Genomic DNA, 17,937 nt, shown 5'->3' on the forward strand with positions numbered 1-17,937 from the left:
TGCCATCGAGGAAACGAGTGACCGCCATGCCCGCCATCGTCCCCGCCTTCTCGCGCATCGGGGAGGAGAACGCTTTCGCGGTGCTCGCCCGCGCGACCGCCCTCGCCCAGGCCGGCCGCGACGTGATCAATCTCGGCATCGGCCAGCCCGACATGCCGACCCCGCCCCACGTGGTCGAGGCGGCGGTGAAGGCGCTCCAGGACGGGCATCACGGCTACACCCCGGCCACCGGCATCCTGCCGTTGCGCGAGGCGGTGGCCCACGACCTCGACCGGCGCCTCGGCGTACAGGTCTCGCCCGACAGCGTGATGATCGTGCCGGGCGGCAAGGTCACCATGTTCATGGCGATCCTGATGTTCGGCGAGCCGGGCGCCGAGATCCTGTATCCGGATCCGGGCTTCCCGATCTACCGCTCGATGATCGAGTTCACCGGCGCGACGCCGGTGCCGGTGCCGATCCGCGAGGAGAACGGCTTCGCCTTCTCGGCCGAGGAGACGCTAGGGCTGATCACGCCGCGCACCCGCCTCTTGATTCTCAACTCCCCCGCCAATCCGACCGGCGGCGTGACCCCGAAGGCCGAGATCGACACGCTCGTGGCGGGGCTGGCCAATCACCCTGACGTGACCATCATGTCGGACGAGATCTACGGCACGATGACCTATGACGGCGAGCGCCACCACACGCTGCTCGCCTATCCGGAGATCCGCGACCGGCTGATCTACCTCGACGGCGCCTCGAAGACCTACGCGATGACCGGCTGGCGCCTCGGCTGGTCGGTCTGGCCGGCGCCGCTCTACGACGCCGCCCGCAAGCTCGCGGTGAACTCGTTCTCCTGCGTCAACGCCGCGACGCAATGGGCGGGGATCGCCGCTCTCGACGGGCCGCAGGATTGCGTCGCCGCGATGATGGCCGAGTTCGACCGCCGCCGCCTCCTAGTGGTCGATGGATTGAACAAGCTGCCGGGAATCTCCTGCATCACCCCGAAGGGAGCCTTCTACGCCTTCCCGAACATCAGCGAGACCGGCTGGAAGGCCAAGGCCCTCGCGTCGGCGCTCCTGGAGGAGTCCGGCGTCGCGACGATCGGCGGGCCGGATTTCGGGGTGCACGGCGAGGGCTACCTGCGCCTGTCCTACGCCAACTCGGCGGAGAACATCTCTCGGGCGCTGGAGCGGATCGGGGCTTTTCTGGAGGGGAACCGGCGCTGAGCAGGACGAAGAGATGACGACGAGCCCTATCCCACCTGCGACCTCATCCTGAGGTGCGACCGTAGGGAGCCTCGAAGGAGGCCTCCAGTGATCGCAGCGATAGCTGGAAGCCTCCTTCGAGGTCAGTCGATCTTCGATCGACTGACACCTCAGGATGATCGACTGACACCTCAGGATGAGGGTGTGGGCGGGACGGGTGTTCAGCCCGGGAACAGGATTTCCAGATCGTCCCTGGGAATCACATCACCCCATACACATCATAAACCGGCCCCTCCGGCAGCCGCTGCCCCACCCCCACGGCGACCACCCGGTTGAGCCAGGCGAGATCCGCCGCCCCGGTCTCGAAGCGGAGCGACGTGCGGAAGTAGTACTCCTCCGGCCCCACCGCCTCGCCGCGGCCGAGGCGGGCCAGCACCTCGGGCGGGCCGGCGCGCAGGCCGGTATACTGGCAGTAGACCAGGGCACCGCCGGAGGCCCGAAAAGTCAGGCGCACGTCGAGATGGGTGGTGCCGTCGGGCTCGACCCGCAGCCAGTCGCCGGCCGGGCCAGGCAACACCTCGCCAGAGAGCCGCGGGCCCGTGACGGTGCCGCCGGTGACCGGGACGACCCGCAGGTCGGTGCCGCGGGACGCGCCGATCCCTTGCGGCGCGCCGACCGTCAGGGCCATGCGGAACAGGAACTCGGTGTTGAGCGGCAGCGGTGCGTCCATGCGGTCTCCTCCGATTCTTATCGCGCGATATCCTCTACCGCCCGGCGCGCCGCGTCGAGGTCCGGCGGGTCGATGCGGCGGTAGCGGGCCTGGACGAGTCCGAACACCCCGAAGGCGGCGAGCCCCGCCGCAGTGAGGCCGAGCAGCACCCAGCCATAGGGCTCGCCCCGCAAGGCCTGGAGGGCGCCGCCGAGGCCCTTGACCTCGCTCGACCGGCTGGCGAGCGCCGCGGCGATCAGGAACCCGCCGATCAGCCCGAAGGTGAGCGCCCGGGCGGCGTAGCCGAAGCGGCCGACATGGCGCACCCAGTCGCGGGCGTCGTGAGGCACGGAGAGGCGCTTGCACACATCGCCCTTCCACGCCTTCCACGCGAAGGCAAGGCCGGCGCCGATGACGACGAGCCCGACCGCGCCGACGAGCCACTGGCCGAAAGGCTGCTGCAGCAGCCAGGCGGTCCAGTCCCGCGCGCCCTGGTCCTCGGCCTGGCGCGCCGTGCCGCGCCCAAGGGCCGCGAGCATCATCGAGACGCCGAGGCCGCCATAGGTGAAGCCGCTGACGAGGTGGCCGGCCCGGGTCGCCAGCCCCTTGGCCGAGCGGCCGTAGCCGTCGGCGTCGGTGAGCGCCTCGACCACCCGCCAGAGCGCGAAGGCGGCGAGCCCGAATGCCACGATCCCGAGCAGGATCCAGCCGAAAGGCCGCTCCAGCAGGATCAGGAGCGCGCTGCGGCTGCCCCCGGTCTGGCCGCCGACGCCGATCGCCGCGAGCAGCGCGAGGCCGCCGACGAGGCAGTAGGTCACGCCGCGGGCGCCGTAGCCGAGGCGGGCGAGCAGTTCGAGGGCTTGCCGGCCGCGGGAAGGCACGAGACCTCGGCGCATGGCGGTTCCCCTCAGGCCGCGAGGCCGGATTCGACCCGGGCCACCGCCGCCTCGTCGAGGTCGAGGGCCTCGGCCAGCATGCGCAGGAAGGTGCGCTCCTGCATCGTGTCGGGATCGATGGCGAGACGGGCCGCGGCGTAGACCCGGGCTCCGGCCTCCGGATCCTGCACCCGGTCGGCGATCTCGTCGATCGTCGCCGGATCCTCCAGTTCGCGGGCGAGCCATTGCCGGCCGGCGAGGTCGAGGCCGGATTCGGCCACAGCCGCGTCGAGCCGCTCGCGCTCGCGGGTATCGATCACCCCGTCGGCGGCCGAGGCCGCCACCATGATGCGCAGGCAGAGCGTCGCCTCATCGTCGCTGAGCGCGCCGGCCTCGAAGGGCGTCCCGGACGGCGTCGCTGCCGACTTGGCCGCCGACTTGCCGGCCGGCGTCTCCGGCTGCGTCGCCCGCAGGGCCAGACCGGCGATCAGCGCCAGCCCGCCGAGGGCCGCGGAGGCCGCGAGCCCGCCGCGGCGACTGCGCACCAGGGCGTCCAGCACCCGCTTCACCTCGGCCATCGCGCTCTCCCGTCACACGCACAAATCTTTGCCGACAACGGTTTCGTGCTGCTCCGGTTCGCGCGGGGCGGATCGATCGCCGCAGCCGTTGCGCCGCCACGCTCGACGCGCCATCTCTCCAGTCATGCTTCTCGCCCTGGCCTGGCTGGCACGCACCCTCGTGCTCGCGCTCGTCCTCCTGTTCCTGCTGCCCCTCGCCGCCCACGCCCTGTGGTGGTGGAGCCGCGACGACCTCGCCCCCGACTGGTCGACCGCCGACTGGTCGAGCGCACGGCTCCTGCCCGCCGCCGCCGCAACGCCGCAGGCGATCGTGCGGATCTACGCCGCCCGGGTCGGGCGCTGGCGGGGCATCTTCGCCCATCACACCTGGATCGTCGTCAAGGAGGCCGGCGCCCCGCGCTACACCCGCTACGACGTGGTCGGCTGGGGCCTGCCGGTGCGCACGGACGCCTACGCGGCCGATGCGCGCTGGTTCGGCAACCCGCCGCAGGTGGTGCTGGCCCTCGACGGCGAGGCGGCGGCACGCGCCGTGCCGGCGATCCGCGCGGCGGTCGCGGCCTATCCCTACGCCAAGGCCGGCAGCTACAGCGCCTGGCCGGGGCCGAACTCCAACACCTTCGTGGCCCACGTGGCGCGGGCGGTGCCGGACCTCGCCGTAGCGCTGCCGCCGACGGCCCTCGGCAAGGACTTTTCGGAGAATCTGGTCGCCTGGACGCCGAGCCGGACCGGAGTGCAGGTCTCGGCGCGGGGCTATCTCGGCCTCACCTTCGGCTGGGTCGAGGGGATCGAGCTGAACGTGCTCGGCACGGTGGCGGGGCTCGACCTGCGTCGCCCGGCCCTGAAGCTGCCCGGCTGGGGCCGCATCGGCATGGACCCGGCCGGCGCGACCGAGACGCTGATCGCCCCGACGGCGCGGGGGTGAGCGGGCCCTTCACGGCCCGGCTCGGTCGAGGGCGCGGTCCGCCGTCACTTGTCCGAAGGGCAGGAGAAGGTTGCGGGTCGCCGCCGCGACCGCCGCGAGATCCCGCGTCCCGCGCATGAGGTCGATCTCGCCACGCTGCTGGTGGCGGATGGCGTGGGAGAGAAGGCGCACCCGCGGATCTCCGGCCCGGCTTAAGGCCTCGTCGGCCATCTGCGCCGCGCCGGCGTGGTGGCGGCTCATCAGGGCGACGAACAGCGCGTCGAAGGCGCTCCCCTCGGCCCGGCGCAGGGTCTCGATCTCGTCGGGACGCGCCCGCCCGGGCATCGCCTCGCGCTCCTGCGGCGTGCAGAGGGCCGAGAGTGCAGGAAACCAGCTGTCCCACCATTGCGACATCACGGCGATCTCGCCGTTCTGCGCCGCCTCCATCAGCCCGGCAAGCGCCCGCAGGTGCGGATCCTCGGCCTTCTCGACGGCGAGAGCCGCGAGTTGCGCACCCTGCGCGTGGTGGTCGCTCATCCGCCGCAGGTAGGCCTGGTCGAAGGCCGCGTCGCCGAGATGCGGCACCTCCCAACCGAGCCATCCGAGGAGTGCGAGGAGGCCGAGTCCGGAGACCCCCGCCGCGGCGAGGCCGGCCCACACCTCCGAGAAACGCCGGTGCGGCGAGGGACGGCCGACGACCCAGTCGCGCAGGACGGGAAACAGCGGGTAGAGCGAGGCCGAGGTCAGGTGGACGAGGAAGCCGATCCAGTAAGGCTGCTCGAGGGTGAAGAGCGGCTGGCGGAACGGCAGCAACGGCACCAGCACGAACCATTCGAGGGCCGAGGTCAGGAGCGCCCAGGGCCCGCACAGGACCAGCAGGGTGATGGGCGACAATCCCGCGGTCCAGCGGCCGAGGAGCCCGAAGAACACCAGCGCCCAGGAGACATCCGCCCATTGGTGAAACAGGATGCCGGCCGCGATGACCGACCAGCCCGGCTCGGGCGAGAGCGCGGCGTCGCGCAGCGGGATCGCCGCGACCACCATCCAGTCCACCGCCGCGTCGCGGCCGATGCGAGCTGCGGTCGACTGGCTCACCAGGGTCGAGAAGGTGCTGCTGAGGAGCCCGAGCAGGGCGGCGGCGCGCCAGGCGGTGGAGTCTCCGAAGGGCCGGGTGAGCATCGTGACGGGTCGCTCCCGTGCGGGGTCCTCCCCTGAACCTAAGGGAGAGGCCCGCCGCGGCACGACAGCCTATGTTGCTCTCCCGCATCGGTGCGCGGGCTAGGGAGCCATCCGGCGAATCATCCGAACGCAGGTCGTGAACCAAACCATGGTGCAGCGCGTTGACACTGGCTCCGAGGTTTGCACTGCCACATGTCCAGCTCCCGATTCGTCAGGGTCGACGCGGCCCCCTCCCCGCTCTCCGGCCCCTTCGCCCCGGTCCTCACGGGCGTCTCGCGCGGGCTGCAGGACCTGTTCCCGCTGGTCGAGCTGCCGCAGGCGGCGCGCGTCGTGCGGGACGAGGAGGAGCACGAGGCAGTGGCCCCAGTGCTGCGGCCGCGCCAGAATCCGGAGCCGCGTCTGGCCTGACGGCGCACTCCCCTAACCAGTGCTCTCCCGCAGAACGAGCCGAAACCCCAGATCGACCACCGCCGGCGCGACCGCTTCTCCTTCCAGGAGCCTGAGCAGCAGCTCGCCGGTCCGCCGCCCGATCCCGACCGGGTCGACCGCGATGGTGGAGAGACGCGGCACGCATTGGCGGCCGATCTCGAAATCGCCGAAGCCGAGGATCCGGACGTCCCGCGGCACAAGCAGGCCGCGGCGCCGGCACTCCATCAGGGCGCCGAAGGCCGAGATGTCGGAGACGAGGAAGACGGCCTGCGCGCCGCCGCGGGCGAGCAATTCGGCCATCGCCTCGGCCCCGTGCGCGAAGGCGCCCGCCGCCCGGCCGTGATGCAGGATCAGGTCGTCCGGCAGGCCGGCCTGCCGAAGGCCGTCGCGCAGGCCGCGCAGGCGCTCCTCGCCGCGAAAGTCCCGGACCTCACCGGTCCGTTCCGGCCCGAGCCCGGCGATGCAGGTGGCGCCGAGGCCGATCAGGGCCTGCGCGGCGAGCCGGCCGGCCTCGTAATTGGAGAAGCCCACCGCACGGTCGATCGGCCTCTCGGGCCGATCCCAGATCTCCACCACCGGCACGCCGGCGCGGGCGAGCAGGTCCCGCGCGGCGGGGGAATGCCGCATGCCCGACACCACGATCGCGTCCGGGCGGCGCGACAGCATCGCGCGCAAAACCACCTCCTCCTCGGCCAACGAGTAGCCGGTGACCCCGATCAGCGGCTGGTAGCCGCGCGGGCGCATCGCCGCGGTGAGGCCGGCGGCGGTATCGGCGAAGTTCGGGTTGGTCAGCGTCGGGACGATCAGGGCGACGAAGCCGGTGCGCCGCGACGACAGGCCCCCCGCCCCGCGATCCGGCACGTAGCCGAGCCGGTCCACCGCCGCGAGCACCCGCGCCCGCGCCTCCGGCGAGACGAGGCCGGGATCGGCCAGCGTCCGCGAGACCGTCATCGGCGAGACGCCGGCGAGGCGCGACACGTCGCGCATCGTCGGCGCCCGGCGGGGCGGCGCCCGGTCCTCGGACACCGTAAGCTCTAGAAGGCGAGGTGGACCTTGATCGCCCGGCTGCGGTCGGCGGCGAGCGCGAAGGCCTCGTCGGCCCGGCTCATCGGCATCTCGGCCGAAAGGATCGGCCCGACATCGATCCGGCCGGCGGCGAGCAGCGCGATGGCGGTGCGGTACTCCTCGTGGAAGCGGAACGCGCCGACGAAGTCGATCTCGCGCGCCATCAGCATGTTGGCCGGCACCGGCACGTCGCCCGGCGGCATCATGCCGAGCTGCACCACCCGGCCGCCGGGCCGCACCACCCGGAACAGCGAGGCTAGCGCCACCGGCGAGCCGGTCGCCTCCAGCGCGACGTCGAAGGTGCCCTTGTCGGCCTCGTAGGCGGCGAGCCGCTCGGGCTCGCTCCCGACATTGATGGTCTCGGCGGCGCCGATCTCCCGGGCGAGGCTAAGCGGCGCATCGGACAGGTCAGTGCAGACGATCCGGCGGGCGCCGGCGAGCTTCGCCGCCATCAGGCACAAGAGGCCGATCGGCCCGGCCCCGGCGATGAGGACGTGGCGGCCGAGGAGCTCCCCGGCCCGCCGGATCCCGTGCAGCGACACTGCCAGCGGCTCGCCGCAGGCCGCGACCCGCATCGGCATCGAATCGGGGATCGGCACGCACTGATCGGCCCGGGCGAGGAAGAGCTCGCTGAAACCGCCCTGGACGTGCGGGTAGATCGCCGCCGAGCCGAAGAAGCGCATGTTGCGGCACAGGTTCGAGCGGCCGGCGCGGCAATAGTCGCAGGACAGGCAGGGCCGGCTCGGATCGACCGCGACCCGGTCGCCCGGCTTGACGCTCGTGACGGCGGCGCCGACCCGCTCCACCGTGCCGGCGACCTCGTGGCCGAGCACCATCGGCTCGCGCAAGCTGAAGTCGCCGACCCGGCCCTTGCCGTAATAGGACAGGTCCGAGCCGCAGATGCCGCCGGCGCCGAGCGCGACCACGACCTCGTCGGCCGCCGGCTCGCGGAGCGAGATCGCCTCGACCCGCAGGTCCTTGGCGGCGTGGATGCGCGCGGCGAGCGTCATGCGTCAGGTCTCCTCCCGGTGCGGCGTCCGGATCGGCGCGAGTCTCGCGCGCCGAGATGCCGCTTGCGCTGGTATCGGTACCATGCTTCCCTCGCCGTACAAGCGCAATCGCGGGAGCGGCCTTTCCGGCCGCCGGAACCGGGGCGCTCCAGGGGAGGAAGCGTCTCGTGTCGACCGCCTTGTTCGATCTGTCGGGCCGACGGGCCCTGGTGACCGGCTCCAGCCAGGGCATCGGCCTGTCGCTGGCGCTCGGCCTCGGCCGGGCCGGGGCGGCGATCGTGCTCAACGGCCGCGACCGGGACAAGCTCGACGGCGCGGTGGCCGAATTGCGCCAGGAGGGTCTCACGGCCGAGGCCGCGGCCTTCGACGTGTCGGATTCCGCCGCCGTGAAGGCCGGCATCGACCGGATCGAGGCCGAGATCGGCGCGATCGACATTCTGGTGAACAATGCCGGCATCCAGCGCCGCGGGCCGCTCGAAGATTACTCCGTCGAGACCTGGCACGAGCTGATGCGGATCAACCTCGACAGCGTGTTCTACGTCGGCCAGGCGGTGGCCCGGCACATGATTGCGCGCAAGCGCGGCAAGATCATCAACATCGCCAGCCTCCAGAGCGAGGCGGCGCGCTACTCGATCGCCCCCTACACCGCCTCGAAGGGCGCGGTGAAGAACCTGACCAAGGGCATGTGCACCGACTGGGCCCGCCACGGCCTGCAGGTGAACGGCATCGGGCCAGGCTACTTCGCCACGCCGCTGAACCAGGCGCTGATCGAGAACCCCGAATTCGACGCCTGGCTGAAGAACCGCACCCCCGCCGGGCGCTGGGGCCGGGTGGAGGAGTTGCAGGGCGCGGCGATCTTCCTGGCGTCGGCCGCCTCGGATTTCGTCAACGGGCAGATTCTGTACGTCGATGGGGGCGTGCTGGCGACGTTGTGAGTTTGTCTTTTTCCACACTCCAACGATGACACCCTCCGCGTCATCCCGGGGCCGCGAAAGCGGAACCCGGGATCCATGAACGCTGAGGCTTCAGGACGAGGCGGACCGCGATCCGCGTCTTTCTCCAACGTCGGCGGTTATGGATTCCGGGTTCTCGCTTGCAGCGAGCCCCGGAATGACAGGGTGGGTGTCAGACGCCGTCGGATCTCGACGCTCAGAACACCCGCTTCTCGCGGATCTGCCCGTCGAAGCCGACATGGAGCATCCGCTCCTTGCCGTCCTGGCCCTTGGCCGCCACGTCGAGGTGGCGCGGCCCGCGGCCGGCGACGCGCACGTCGGTGTAGCCGGCATCCGAGACCGCCTTGGTGAGGGCCGGGACGTCGACGCTCGGCCCTAAGCCCACCTTGTCCTTGGCCCAGTCGAGGCCGCCGGGGGGCGGGCCCACCGGGCGCAGGGACTCGACGCGGCCGTCGGCCCGGGTCAGCGCGGCGGCATGCAGGAAGCCGTTCTCGAACCGGCCCTGCACCGTCACGCTCTCGCCCTTGGCGACGAGGGTGCCGCCCTCCCCGGCCCGGCCGGTCTCGACCAGCGCCCGGCCGGTGCCGTCCTGGAGGATGAACTTGTTGCCAAAAATCTCGGCGACCTCGCCCTTGGCGGCGGTGGCGCCGGAGGGGGCGAGCGCGCTCACGGCGACCGGCGCGACGGGGGTGAGCGGCGTCTGCGCCGGCTGGGCCAGCGAGAGCCCGACGGCGCCGAGCGCCAGCGGCACCGCCACGGCGCCGACGAGGAGGCCGCGGCGGGGCCGCGGGCGCGGGGCGACGGGCGCCTCGGTGTTCGGGGTCTCAGTCTTCGGGGTCTCGCGGGTCTCGATCGCGACGGCCTTGCCCTCGATGGTGGTGTGGTCGGTCATGTCGGTGTTCCCTGTGTGTGAAAGCCCTGTCCGGGTCGGCGCTGCTTCTACGTCAGGCCTCGGGAACCGGGCCTGAACCCGCCCGTTCAGGTTCGGTTAAACCGCCGGGACTACGGCGGAATCCGCTCCAGACACTCGGGTCCGCCCATCCATGAAGCTCCTGCTCGTCGAGGACGACGCAGCCCTCGCGGCCGAGATCCTGCGGGTCCTGCGCGCCGAGAACTGCGCCGTCGATCACGCCCGCAACGGCGAGGACGGCGCCCATCTCGGCGACACCGAGACCTACGACGCTGCAGTGCTCGATCTCGGCCTGCCGAAGCGCGACGGGATCGCGGTGCTCCAGGGCTGGCGCGCCGCCGGCCGCACCCTGCCGGTGCTGATCCTCACCGCCCGGGACGCCTGGAGCGACAAGGTGGCGGGCTTCAAGGCCGGGGCCGACGACTACCTGGTGAAGCCGTTCCGGGTCGAGGAACTGGTGATCCGCCTCCGCGCCCTCGTGCGCCGCGCCGCCGCCCACGGCGCGACGACCGTCGCGTGCGGGCCGGTCAGCTTCGATCCCGGCCTCGGCGCCTTCACCCGCGACGGGCTGCCGCTCAAGCTCACCGCGCTCGAATGGCGGGTGCTCTCGTGCCTGATCCTGCGCCGGGACGGGGTGGTGCCGCGGGGCGAGTTGCTGGAGCGGGTCTACGAGGGCGACGCCGAGGTCGATTCGAACTCGGTCGAGGTCATCATCACGCGCTTGCGCCGCAAGATCGCCCCGGCCCGGATCGAGACCGTGCGCGGCCACGGCTACCGGCTCACCGCCGGCGAGACGTCGTGACGGCTCTCGGCCAGATCGGATCGCTGCGCCGGCGCCTGCTCCTCGGGGCGCTGGCGCTGATCGCGACCGCGCTCGTGGTGGCGGGCCTCGCGATCGGGCTGATCCTCGCGCGCTTCGTGCGCGGGCAGATCGACCAGCGGCTCGACGCGCAGATCGTCTCCCTGGTCTCGGGGCTGGAGCCGGGGCCGACCTTGCGCCTCTCCCGCGACCTCGACGCGCCGCCCTTCGACCGGCCGGGCTCGGGCTGGACCTGGCAGGTGACCCGCGGCTCCGCCCGGCTCGGCTCCGGCTCGCTCGGCGAGCGTGCCCTCGCCGTGACGTCGGCGCCGCAGGCCGACGAGGACAGACCCCGCCCGGCCGACGCCACCGGTCCGCGCGGCGAAGCCCTGATCCTGCGCGTCCTCGCCCTGCCGGACGGCACGGTGGTGGCGGCGAGCGCGCCGCGGGCGGCCCTCTACGGCCCGTTGCGCGAGGCTGGGCTGGCGCTCGCCGCGAGCCTCGGGGTGCTGGGCCTGTGCCTCGCCGCGGGCGCGGTGGCGCAGGTACGCCTGGGGCTTCGCCCCCTCGACCGGCTGCGCCAGGAGCTGGAATCCGTGCGGGCGGGCCGGCGCGAGCGGGTGCCCGATCCGCAGCCGGCGGAGGTCCGGCCCCTCGCCGCCGAGATCAACGCCCTCCTCGACCAGAACGCGGCGCAGCTCGCCCAGGCCCGCACCCACGTGGCGAACCTCGCCCACGGGTTGAAGACGCCGCTCGCCACCCTGTCGCTCGCCCTGTCGGAGCCTGGCCGCGACCCGGACGGGCGCCTGTCGCAGCTCGTGGCCCAACTCGACCGCGGCGTGCGCCACCACCTGCGCCGGGCCCGCAGCGCCGCGCTGACCGGGGCGGCCCGGATCCGCATCGAGCTCGCCGGGCCGGTCGCCGACCTCGCTGGCGCCCTCGAACGGCTTCACGCCGACAAGGGAGTGCGGGTCACCTGCGCCGTCCCGCCCGGCCTCGCCGCGGCCTGCGACCCGCAGGACCTCGACGAGATGCTGGGCAACCTCGTCGACAATGCCTGCACGTGGTGCCGGCGCGCGGTGCGGGTGTCGGCGGAAGGCTCGGGCAGCGACGTGGTGGTGGCGATCGAGGATGACGGACCGGGCCTCGGGCCCGAAGCCCTGGCGGCGGTGGCGCAGCGCGGCCGGCGCCTCGACGAGCGGGTGCCCGGCCACGGTTTCGGCTTGGCGATCACCACGGAACTCGCCGAGCTCTACGGTGGCGGGCTGGCGCTCGACCGGTCCGCGATGGGGGGCTTGCGGGCGCGGCTGCGGCTGCCGGGGTGAGAGGCTGTTCGATAGATAGATAGATAGATAGATAGATAGATCGATTCTATTCCACCCTCGACCTCGTCCTGAGGTGCGAACGAAGTGAGCCTCGAAGGAGACTTCCAGAAGTCTGCGAGGGAACTCGAGGCCTCCTTCGAGGCCGCTACGCGGCACCTCAGGATGAGGTCGCGGGTGGGATGGGACTATGTCTCGCGGGACCGCTCCCCGTGCATCGAACAGTCTCCGAGCCCCACCGGCCACCGGCTTGCTGGCATACTCCTCCGCCCTACACTCCATCGGACCGGGGGAAGCGTCGCACGAGACGGCGCGGAGACCGGCCGGGAGGAGTTTTGTCCATGACCCATCGTCCGCGCCGCCTCGGCGGCTGGAGCGGCTCCCTGACGGGTGCCGTGACCCTGGCGGTCCTCGCCGCCGTTACCCAAGCGGCCGCGCAAGGCGCGCCGCCGCCGCTGCAGGTGCCGGCGAAAAGCGTCCCGGTGCCGGACGATGTCAGCCCGCAGATGGCGAAGATCATCGGCGCGCCCCTGCGCACGAACTGGGACATCCAGCCGAAGACCGGCGAGGCATGGAAGCCCGTCGCCGAGGCCGGCGCGGCCGCGCTCGGAAAGCTCGTGCCCGGCATGCTCGAGCGCCTCAAGGTGAAGGTCGAGCGCACCACGATCGACGGGGTGCGCGCCTTCATCCTCACCCCCGAGGAGATCCCGCCGGAGAACCGCAACCGGCTCCTCGTCCACGTCCATGGCGGCTGCTACGTGCTCAATCCCGGCGAGGCCGGCCTGCCGGAGGCGATCTTCATGGCCGGGTTCGGCCGCTTCAAGGTCATCTCGGTCGATTACCGGATGCCCCCGGAGGCGACCTATCCGGCCGCCCACGACGACGCGATGACCGTGTGGAAGGCGGCCACCAGGATGGCCGACCCGAAGAACATGGCGATCTTCGGCACCTCGGCGGGCGGGGCGCTGACCCTCGCCATGGTGCTGCGGGCCAAGCAGGAGGCGCTGCCGCTTCCCGCGGCGATCGCCCCCGGCACGCCGATGTCCGACACCACCAAGGTCGGCGACAGCTTCGTCACCAACGCCATGCTCGACAACGTGCTGGTCTCCCCCGACGGCTTCTGCGACGCCGGCGCCAAGGTCTACGCCAACGGCCACGACCTGAAGGACCCGATGCTGTCGCCGGTCTACGGCGACATGCACGGCTTTCCGCCGACGATCCTGACCACCGGCACCCGCGACCTCTTGCTCTCGAACACCGTGCGGGTGCACCGCAAGCTGCGCGACGCGGGCGTCGAGGCCTATCTCCAGGTCGCCGAGGGACAGTCGCACGCCCACTACATCCGCGACGACACCGCGCCCGAGACCCGCAAGGTGTTCGAGGAGATCGCCTGGTTCTTCAACCGGCATCTCGGCCGGTAGGGTCTGAGGCCGGCGGTCGTCCTCACAGGACCGCCGGCCCGGGCCGTCAGGCGGCGCGCACGCTGCTTAAGAAACCGGCGACCTCCCGGCGCAGGCGGGCGCACTGGTCCGACAGGGCGTCGGAGGCCAGTGCCACCTCGCCGGCCGCGCGGCCGGCGCTGCCCGCCGCATCCGCGACTTCGCCGATGTCGTGCGTCATCGCGGCGGTGCCGTCCGTCGCCTCGGCCATCTGGCGTACGATCTCCTGGGTCATCGCGCCCTGCTCCTCGATCGCCGAGGCGATGCCGGTCGCGACCTGGCTCATCGCCTCGATCTGTGCGGTGACGCCGGCGATCGCCGCGCCGGCCCCCTGGCTGGTGGACTGGATCGCCGCAACGTGGCGGCCGATCTCGTCGGTCGCCCTCGCGGTCTGGCCGGCCAGTTCCTTCACCTCCGCGGCGACCACCGCGAAGCCGCGACCGGCCTCTCCCGCCCGCGCCGCCTCGATGGTGGCGTTCAGCGCCAGCAGGTTGGTCTGGCCGGCGATCTGCGAGACGAGGCCGACGACGTCGCCGATGCGGGCGGCGGCGGCGGAGAGGTCCGCCATCGTGCCGCCGGCATCACGCGCCTGCGCCACCGCCTCGGCCGACATCGTGGCGGCCTGCACGACCTGGCGGCCGATCTCCGCGACGGTCGCGCCGAGTTCCTCGGCCGCCGCCGCGACGGCGCCGACATTGCCGCTGGTCTGGCGCGCGGTGGCGGCGACGCCGACCGAGCGGGACGCGGTCCCCTCGACCGCGCGGGTCACGGCGCCGGAAGCCCCGGTCAGCCCCTCGGCCGTCCCCGAGACCGCCGCTACGATGCCGCCGACCGAGACCTCGAACCGGTCGGCGAGGTCGCGCAGCAGGCCGCGCCGGGCCTGCTCCTCGCGCAGGCGCGCCGCCTCGGTGGTCTGGAGCTGCTGCGCCGCCTCCTCCAGGGACAGGTCGCGGATCCTCGCGACGGCCCGGGCGATGTCGCCGATCTCGTCGCGGCGCCGGTGGCCGGGTACCTCGTCGAGGGTCCGGCGGGCGGCCAAAGCCGTCAGCGCCGCGGTGAGCGCGCCGAGGGGACGCACGATCGCCCGCGACATCAGGAGCCCGAGGATCGCGGTGCCGGCGAGCACGGCGAGGCCGATCGACACCAGGATCCGCGACAGGGCATCCACCGCCCGCAGCGCCTCGGCCTCGGACTGCTCGGCCAGCATGGTCCAGCGGGCGCCGAGCACCGGTACCGCGGCGCTCACCGCCATGCGGCGGCCGGCGGGCGCCTCGTAGGAGAACGGCGCCTGGGCGGCGAGCCGGTCCGGAGTGATGCCGAGATCGCTCGCGGCGGCGCCGGCCGCGACACCAGACGAGAGCGGCGGGGTGCCGCGCAGGCGCCCGTCGGCCCCGATCACAAGGGTCTGGCCGGTCTCGCCGAGGCCGGCGCGCTGCGCCAGGGTCGCGTCGAACAGGGCGGGGGTGATCCGCATCACGACGTAGCCGGCCCGCTCGACGGCCTGCGCAGTGCCCATGGCGACGTTGGCGCGCCGGCTCATCGCCTTGCCGATGAAGGCCGCCGGAGCCCCGCCGACCGGGTAAGCGGAAAAATCCGCGAAGGAGACCGCGTCGGGCGCCGCCTCCTTCATCTGCGCGAACAGCCGGGCGAGGCCGGTCTCGCGCAGGGCCGGATCGGCGACCGAGGCGGCGAAGTCGTCGCCCTTGGTCGCCGTGTAGACGATGCGCCCGTCGGGATCGAGGAATAGGAGGTCGGCGTAGCCGGGCCGGCCCAGGAGCTTGCGGGCCACCTCCTGCACCTTGACGTGACGGCGGCCATACATCGTGTTGGTGGTGGTGCCGTCGAAGGCGAGCCGCGCCTCCACGCTCGGCGGGGCCCGGAAGGCTGCCAGGATCCCGGCGTAATCGGGCTTGGCCGGGTCGAGGGTCTCGATCAGGTCGGTGAAGTTCGAGGCGACCTGCGGGTGGCCCGCGGCGGCGACGAAATCGGCCTTGGCCTGGTCGGCGACGAGGGCGATGCCGTGGCCGGTCGCCGTCGCGGCGAGCGCCAGCCGGTCCTGGACGGCCGCGACCAGGCTGCCCTTCGCAGAGGACCAGCTCAAGCCTCCCATCACCGTCGCGCTGACGAGCGCGAGCCCGACGATGGTCGAGGGCAGCCTGACGGCCAGCTTGGACAGGGAAGGCATGTGGTGATCCAGCTCGCGACGCGCTGCTTGCCGTGGAGGACCTTGTGAGGACCCGATGAGACGCGGGGCGCGGATGCCCCTCGATGGCCACGGAGCCAGATCGGACATAATTTCCGGTAAAGACCTGATGGGCGATCGTCGCACCGATTGCTCCGCGTGACCCAGGAGAGCCATGCCGCGAATCATGCCTTTACGGTTAGTTCGCGCGCAGGGATCGCTGCCGATCGATCGGGATCCGCCGCAATAGCCTCGATCGTCGGCAGCCCTCGCGGAAGCGCCGCGCGCCGACGAGGAGGGGCGCCGGGCTCTCTCCCGTCAGCCCGGCCCGTCGGCGGCCGCGCCGCAGGCCGGGAACGCCCCGAGCGACACGAGCGCCACCTCCCGCAGCGCCTCCCGGTCCGCGCCCGAGGAGGCCAGCACGCCCATGCCCGAGGCGACCGTCGACAGGAAGCGGGCGAGCGCGGCCGGGTTGCTGCCCTCAGGGAGATCGCCCTCCTCCCTCGCCCGCACGAAGCGCTCGCGCAATTCGGCCTCGCCCTGAGCGCGGCGGGCGGCGAGTTCGAACGGGATGTTCTCCGAGCCGGCGCCGCAGGCGAGCCCCCCCTGGACCAGGAGGCAGCCGGGCGGGTTCGCCGGATCGGTGTGGCTCTCGGCGATGCTCGACAGGAAACGCTCGGCGACGTCGCGGGCGGTCGCTCCGGCCAGCACGTAGCGCATGTGCTCCGAGCGCCGCTCGGCGTAGCGGTCGAGGGCGGCCTTCAGCAGGCCCTCCTTGCTGCCGAAGGCGGCGTAGAGGCTCGGCGGCTTGATGCCCATCGCCTTCGTCAGCATGGCGAGGGTCGCCCCATCGTAGCCGTGGCGCCAGAACACCTCCATCGCCTCGTCGAGGGCCTTGTCCGTGCAGAAGGACCGGGGCCGCCCCATCACCATTGTCCGCTGGCTCCAACTTTTGTATCGAGTGGTAGATAAGTCTCTTGACGGCCGGCGTCCATGCCGACATGTGTAACGCACCTTACAGATGTCGGAGCCGGTCGTGAATCCCGATCCTGCTGTCGTCCCTTCTAAAAAAGCTCCGCGTCTCGCCGCGGCCGGCCTCGCCCTCGCGCTTCTCGCAGGGGCATCCTACCATGTCGCTCCCCTGTCGCGCCTCTCAGGGAATCAGGCCGTCGCCGCGACGCCGCCGGTCGAGCAGGCGGTCCCGGTGCCGGTCGCCGCGATCGAGCCGCGCGACGTGGTGCTGTTCGATGAATTTTCCGGTCGCCTCGAGGCGGTCGAGCGCGTCGACGTGCGGGCCCGGGTCGGCGGCGCGGTCGCGGCGACGCATTTTTCCGAGGGCGACCTCGTCCGCGCCGGCGACCTCCTGGTGACGATCGACCCCGCGCCCTATGCGGCCGAGGTGCAGCGCCTGGAGGCGCAGGTCGCCGTCGCCGAGGCGCGGTTGGCACTGACGGCGAGCGACTACGAGCGCGGGCAGCGCCTGTCGGATCAGCGCATCGTCACCGCGCGCGACCTCGACGTACGGGCGAACGCCTTCAAGGAGGCGAAGGCCAATCTCGACGCCGCGAAGGCGACGCTGGCCTCCGCCCGGCTCAACCTCGACTACACGCAGGTGCGGGCGGCGGTGGGTGGCCGGGTCGGGCGCCGGGAGATCACCCCCGGCAACCTCGTGGCGACGGGGGCGGGCGCCGCGGTCCTCACCACCCTGGTCTCGGTCGATCCGATCTATGCGAGCTTCGACGCCGACGAGACGGTGGTCTTGAAGGCGCTCGGGGCCATCGCCGACCCGTCGGGCCGGCGCGGCAAGCTCGACCGCATCCCGGTCGAGATGGCGACCGCCGACGGCGAGCGCGCCAAGGGGCACCTCCAGTTCATCGACAACAAGGTCGATGCCCGCTCCGGCACGGTGCGGGTGCGCGCCACCTTCGCCAATGCCGACGGGCACCTGATCCCGGGCCAGTTCGCCCGGATGCGCCTCGGCCAGGCGGCGCCCGAGCGGCTGCTCCTCGTCGACGAGCGGGCGGTCGGCACCGACCAGGACAAGCGCTTCGTGCTGGTGGTCGGAGCCGACAACCGGGCCGAGTTCCGGGCCGTGACCCTCGGCCGGGCGGTCGACGGCCTGCGGATCGTCACCGCCGGGCTATCGGGGGGCGAGCGGATCGTCGTCAACGGCCTGCAGCGGGTGCGCCCGGGCAGCCTCGTCAGCCCGTCGCCGGTGACGATGGGCGCGCGGCCGATGCAGGAGCCGGGGACGGGGAAGCTGGCGCAGCGGTGAGGTGGGTGGCGGATGGCTTATCTAGCATCGGCCGACACCCCCTCCCGGTCATCCCGGGGCCGCGCAGCGGAACCCGGGATCCATAACCGCCGACGTTGAAGATCATGGCGGCCCGCGTTCCGCTTCA

General features: G+C 72.4%; 17 protein-coding genes. 8 read left to right on the forward strand and 9 right to left on the reverse strand.

Annotated features, from left to right (window positions below; all coding sequences use genetic code 11):
* Positions 1-26 precede the first annotated feature (26 nt).
* Positions 27-1,205 carry a pyridoxal phosphate-dependent aminotransferase gene (locus ABZT49_RS12705; protein ID WP_355286426.1) on the forward strand — a complete coding sequence of 393 codons (1,179 nt, stop codon included), beginning with the start codon at positions 27-29 and terminating at the stop codon, positions 1,203-1,205.
* Between the two features lie 238 nt (positions 1,206-1,443).
* Here ABZT49_RS12705 and ABZT49_RS12710 read toward each other — a convergent pair whose 3' ends face one another.
* The 3 genes from ABZT49_RS12710 to ABZT49_RS12720 are packed head-to-tail and all read right to left on the reverse strand — an operon-like array spanning position 1,444 to position 3,346.
* Positions 1,444-1,914 (reverse strand): DUF3237 domain-containing protein, encoded by a 471-nt coding sequence (locus tag ABZT49_RS12710; protein WP_355286427.1) that lies wholly within the window; start codon positions 1,912-1,914, stop codon positions 1,444-1,446.
* Between the two features lie 17 nt (positions 1,915-1,931).
* Entirely contained in the window at positions 1,932-2,789 is an 858-nt protein-coding gene (locus ABZT49_RS12715; protein ID WP_355286428.1) for a DUF1206 domain-containing protein, read from the reverse strand.
* Between the two features lie 11 nt (positions 2,790-2,800).
* On the reverse strand, positions 2,801-3,346 hold the full coding sequence (locus tag ABZT49_RS12720; RefSeq protein WP_355286429.1) for a DUF533 domain-containing protein: 546 nt from the start codon (positions 3,344-3,346) through the stop codon (positions 2,801-2,803).
* 124 nt (positions 3,347-3,470) lie between these two features.
* Here ABZT49_RS12720 and ABZT49_RS12725 point away from each other — a divergent pair, with 124 nt between their 5' ends.
* Positions 3,471-4,268 carry a DUF3750 domain-containing protein gene (locus ABZT49_RS12725; protein ID WP_355286430.1) on the forward strand — a complete coding sequence of 266 codons (798 nt, stop codon included), beginning with the start codon at positions 3,471-3,473 and terminating at the stop codon, positions 4,266-4,268.
* 9 nt (positions 4,269-4,277) lie between these two features.
* Here ABZT49_RS12725 and ABZT49_RS12730 read toward each other — a convergent pair whose 3' ends face one another.
* A complete protein-coding gene (locus tag ABZT49_RS12730; protein ID WP_355286431.1) occupies positions 4,278-5,426 on the reverse strand; it encodes a DUF305 domain-containing protein in 1,149 nt (382 codons plus the stop codon).
* 192 nt (positions 5,427-5,618) lie between these two features.
* Between ABZT49_RS12730 and ABZT49_RS12735 the strand changes: the two genes are divergently transcribed.
* The gene (locus ABZT49_RS12735) at positions 5,619-5,834 is read left to right on the forward strand and encodes a hypothetical protein (protein ID WP_355286432.1); all 216 of its coding nucleotides are present in this window, start codon (positions 5,619-5,621) and stop codon (positions 5,832-5,834) included.
* A 12-nt stretch (positions 5,835-5,846) separates the two neighbouring features.
* Here ABZT49_RS12735 and ABZT49_RS12740 read toward each other — a convergent pair whose 3' ends face one another.
* Together ABZT49_RS12740 and ABZT49_RS12745 are read right to left on the reverse strand one after the other, a co-directional pair.
* A complete protein-coding gene (locus ABZT49_RS12740) occupies positions 5,847-6,842 on the reverse strand; it encodes a LacI family DNA-binding transcriptional regulator (protein WP_355286473.1) in 996 nt (331 codons plus the stop codon).
* A gap of 47 nt (positions 6,843-6,889) precedes the next feature.
* A complete protein-coding gene (locus tag ABZT49_RS12745; protein ID WP_355286433.1) occupies positions 6,890-7,930 on the reverse strand; it encodes an L-idonate 5-dehydrogenase in 1,041 nt (346 codons plus the stop codon).
* A gap of 167 nt (positions 7,931-8,097) precedes the next feature.
* Between ABZT49_RS12745 and ABZT49_RS12750 the strand changes: the two genes are divergently transcribed.
* Positions 8,098-8,865 (forward strand): SDR family oxidoreductase, encoded by a 768-nt coding sequence (locus tag ABZT49_RS12750; RefSeq protein ID WP_355286434.1) that lies wholly within the window; start codon positions 8,098-8,100, stop codon positions 8,863-8,865.
* 214 nt (positions 8,866-9,079) lie between these two features.
* Here the strand turns inward: ABZT49_RS12750 and ABZT49_RS12755 are convergent, their stop codons facing one another.
* The gene (locus ABZT49_RS12755) at positions 9,080-9,775 is read right to left on the reverse strand and encodes a DNA-binding protein (protein WP_355286435.1); all 696 of its coding nucleotides are present in this window, start codon (positions 9,773-9,775) and stop codon (positions 9,080-9,082) included.
* Between the two features lie 151 nt (positions 9,776-9,926).
* On the opposite strand from ABZT49_RS12755, the gene ABZT49_RS12760 reads away from it, so the two are divergent.
* The 3 genes from ABZT49_RS12760 (at position 9,927) to ABZT49_RS12770 (ending at position 13,335) form a co-directional block, all read left to right on the forward strand.
* A complete protein-coding gene (locus ABZT49_RS12760) occupies positions 9,927-10,595 on the forward strand; it encodes a response regulator transcription factor (protein ID WP_355286436.1) in 669 nt (222 codons plus the stop codon).
* The gene (locus tag ABZT49_RS12765; protein ID WP_355286437.1) at positions 10,592-11,917 is read left to right on the forward strand and encodes a sensor histidine kinase; all 1,326 of its coding nucleotides are present in this window, start codon (positions 10,592-10,594) and stop codon (positions 11,915-11,917) included. The genes ABZT49_RS12760 and ABZT49_RS12765 overlap by 4 nt, the downstream gene beginning before the upstream one ends.
* A gap of 338 nt (positions 11,918-12,255) precedes the next feature.
* Positions 12,256-13,335, forward strand: coding sequence for an alpha/beta hydrolase (locus ABZT49_RS12770; protein WP_355286438.1), 1,080 nt, complete (start codon positions 12,256-12,258; stop codon positions 13,333-13,335).
* 46 nt (positions 13,336-13,381) lie between these two features.
* Here the strand turns inward: ABZT49_RS12770 and ABZT49_RS12775 are convergent, their stop codons facing one another.
* Together ABZT49_RS12775 and ABZT49_RS12780 are read right to left on the reverse strand one after the other, a co-directional pair.
* Complete coding sequence (locus ABZT49_RS12775) at positions 13,382-15,538, reverse strand: methyl-accepting chemotaxis protein (RefSeq protein WP_355286439.1); 2,157 nt, start codon at positions 15,536-15,538, stop codon at positions 13,382-13,384.
* A 315-nt stretch (positions 15,539-15,853) separates the two neighbouring features.
* Positions 15,854-16,468, reverse strand: coding sequence for a TetR/AcrR family transcriptional regulator (locus tag ABZT49_RS12780; RefSeq protein WP_355286440.1), 615 nt, complete (start codon positions 16,466-16,468; stop codon positions 15,854-15,856).
* 88 nt (positions 16,469-16,556) lie between these two features.
* On the opposite strand from ABZT49_RS12780, the gene ABZT49_RS12785 reads away from it, so the two are divergent.
* Positions 16,557-17,810 (forward strand): efflux RND transporter periplasmic adaptor subunit, encoded by a 1,254-nt coding sequence (locus ABZT49_RS12785; RefSeq protein WP_407943494.1) that lies wholly within the window; start codon positions 16,557-16,559, stop codon positions 17,808-17,810.
* Positions 17,811-17,937 lie beyond the last annotated feature (127 nt).

Origin of the sequence: Methylobacterium sp. EM32 (assembly GCF_040593685.1) — a bacterium.
Lineage (GTDB): Bacteria > Pseudomonadota > Alphaproteobacteria > Rhizobiales > Beijerinckiaceae > Methylobacterium.

Coding starts and splice junctions, on each gene's coding strand:
- ABZT49_RS12705 (WP_355286426.1), top strand. CDS start 27: ATGCCCGCCATCGTCCCCGCCTTCTCGCGCATCGGGGAGGAGAACGCT.
- ABZT49_RS12710 (WP_355286427.1), bottom strand. CDS start 1,914: ATGGACGCACCGCTGCCGCTCAACACCGAGTTCCTGTTCCGCATGGCC.
- ABZT49_RS12715 (WP_355286428.1), bottom strand. CDS start 2,789: ATGCGCCGAGGTCTCGTGCCTTCCCGCGGCCGGCAAGCCCTCGAACTG.
- ABZT49_RS12720 (WP_355286429.1), bottom strand. CDS start 3,346: ATGGCCGAGGTGAAGCGGGTGCTGGACGCCCTGGTGCGCAGTCGCCGC.
- ABZT49_RS12725 (WP_355286430.1), top strand. CDS start 3,471: ATGCTTCTCGCCCTGGCCTGGCTGGCACGCACCCTCGTGCTCGCGCTC.
- ABZT49_RS12730 (WP_355286431.1), bottom strand. CDS start 5,426: ATGCTCACCCGGCCCTTCGGAGACTCCACCGCCTGGCGCGCCGCCGCC.
- ABZT49_RS12735 (WP_355286432.1), top strand. CDS start 5,619: ATGTCCAGCTCCCGATTCGTCAGGGTCGACGCGGCCCCCTCCCCGCTC.
- ABZT49_RS12740 (WP_355286473.1), bottom strand. CDS start 6,842: ATGCGCGACGTGTCGCGCCTCGCCGGCGTCTCGCCGATGACGGTCTCG.
- ABZT49_RS12745 (WP_355286433.1), bottom strand. CDS start 7,930: ATGACGCTCGCCGCGCGCATCCACGCCGCCAAGGACCTGCGGGTCGAG.
- ABZT49_RS12755 (WP_355286435.1), bottom strand. CDS start 9,775: ATGACCGACCACACCACCATCGAGGGCAAGGCCGTCGCGATCGAGACC.
- ABZT49_RS12760 (WP_355286436.1), top strand. CDS start 9,927: ATGAAGCTCCTGCTCGTCGAGGACGACGCAGCCCTCGCGGCCGAGATC.
- ABZT49_RS12770 (WP_355286438.1), top strand. CDS start 12,256: ATGACCCATCGTCCGCGCCGCCTCGGCGGCTGGAGCGGCTCCCTGACG.
- ABZT49_RS12775 (WP_355286439.1), bottom strand. CDS start 15,538: ATGCCTTCCCTGTCCAAGCTGGCCGTCAGGCTGCCCTCGACCATCGTC.
- ABZT49_RS12780 (WP_355286440.1), bottom strand. CDS start 16,468: ATGGTGATGGGGCGGCCCCGGTCCTTCTGCACGGACAAGGCCCTCGAC.
- ABZT49_RS12785 (WP_407943494.1), top strand. CDS start 16,557: ATGTCGGAGCCGGTCGTGAATCCCGATCCTGCTGTCGTCCCTTCTAAA.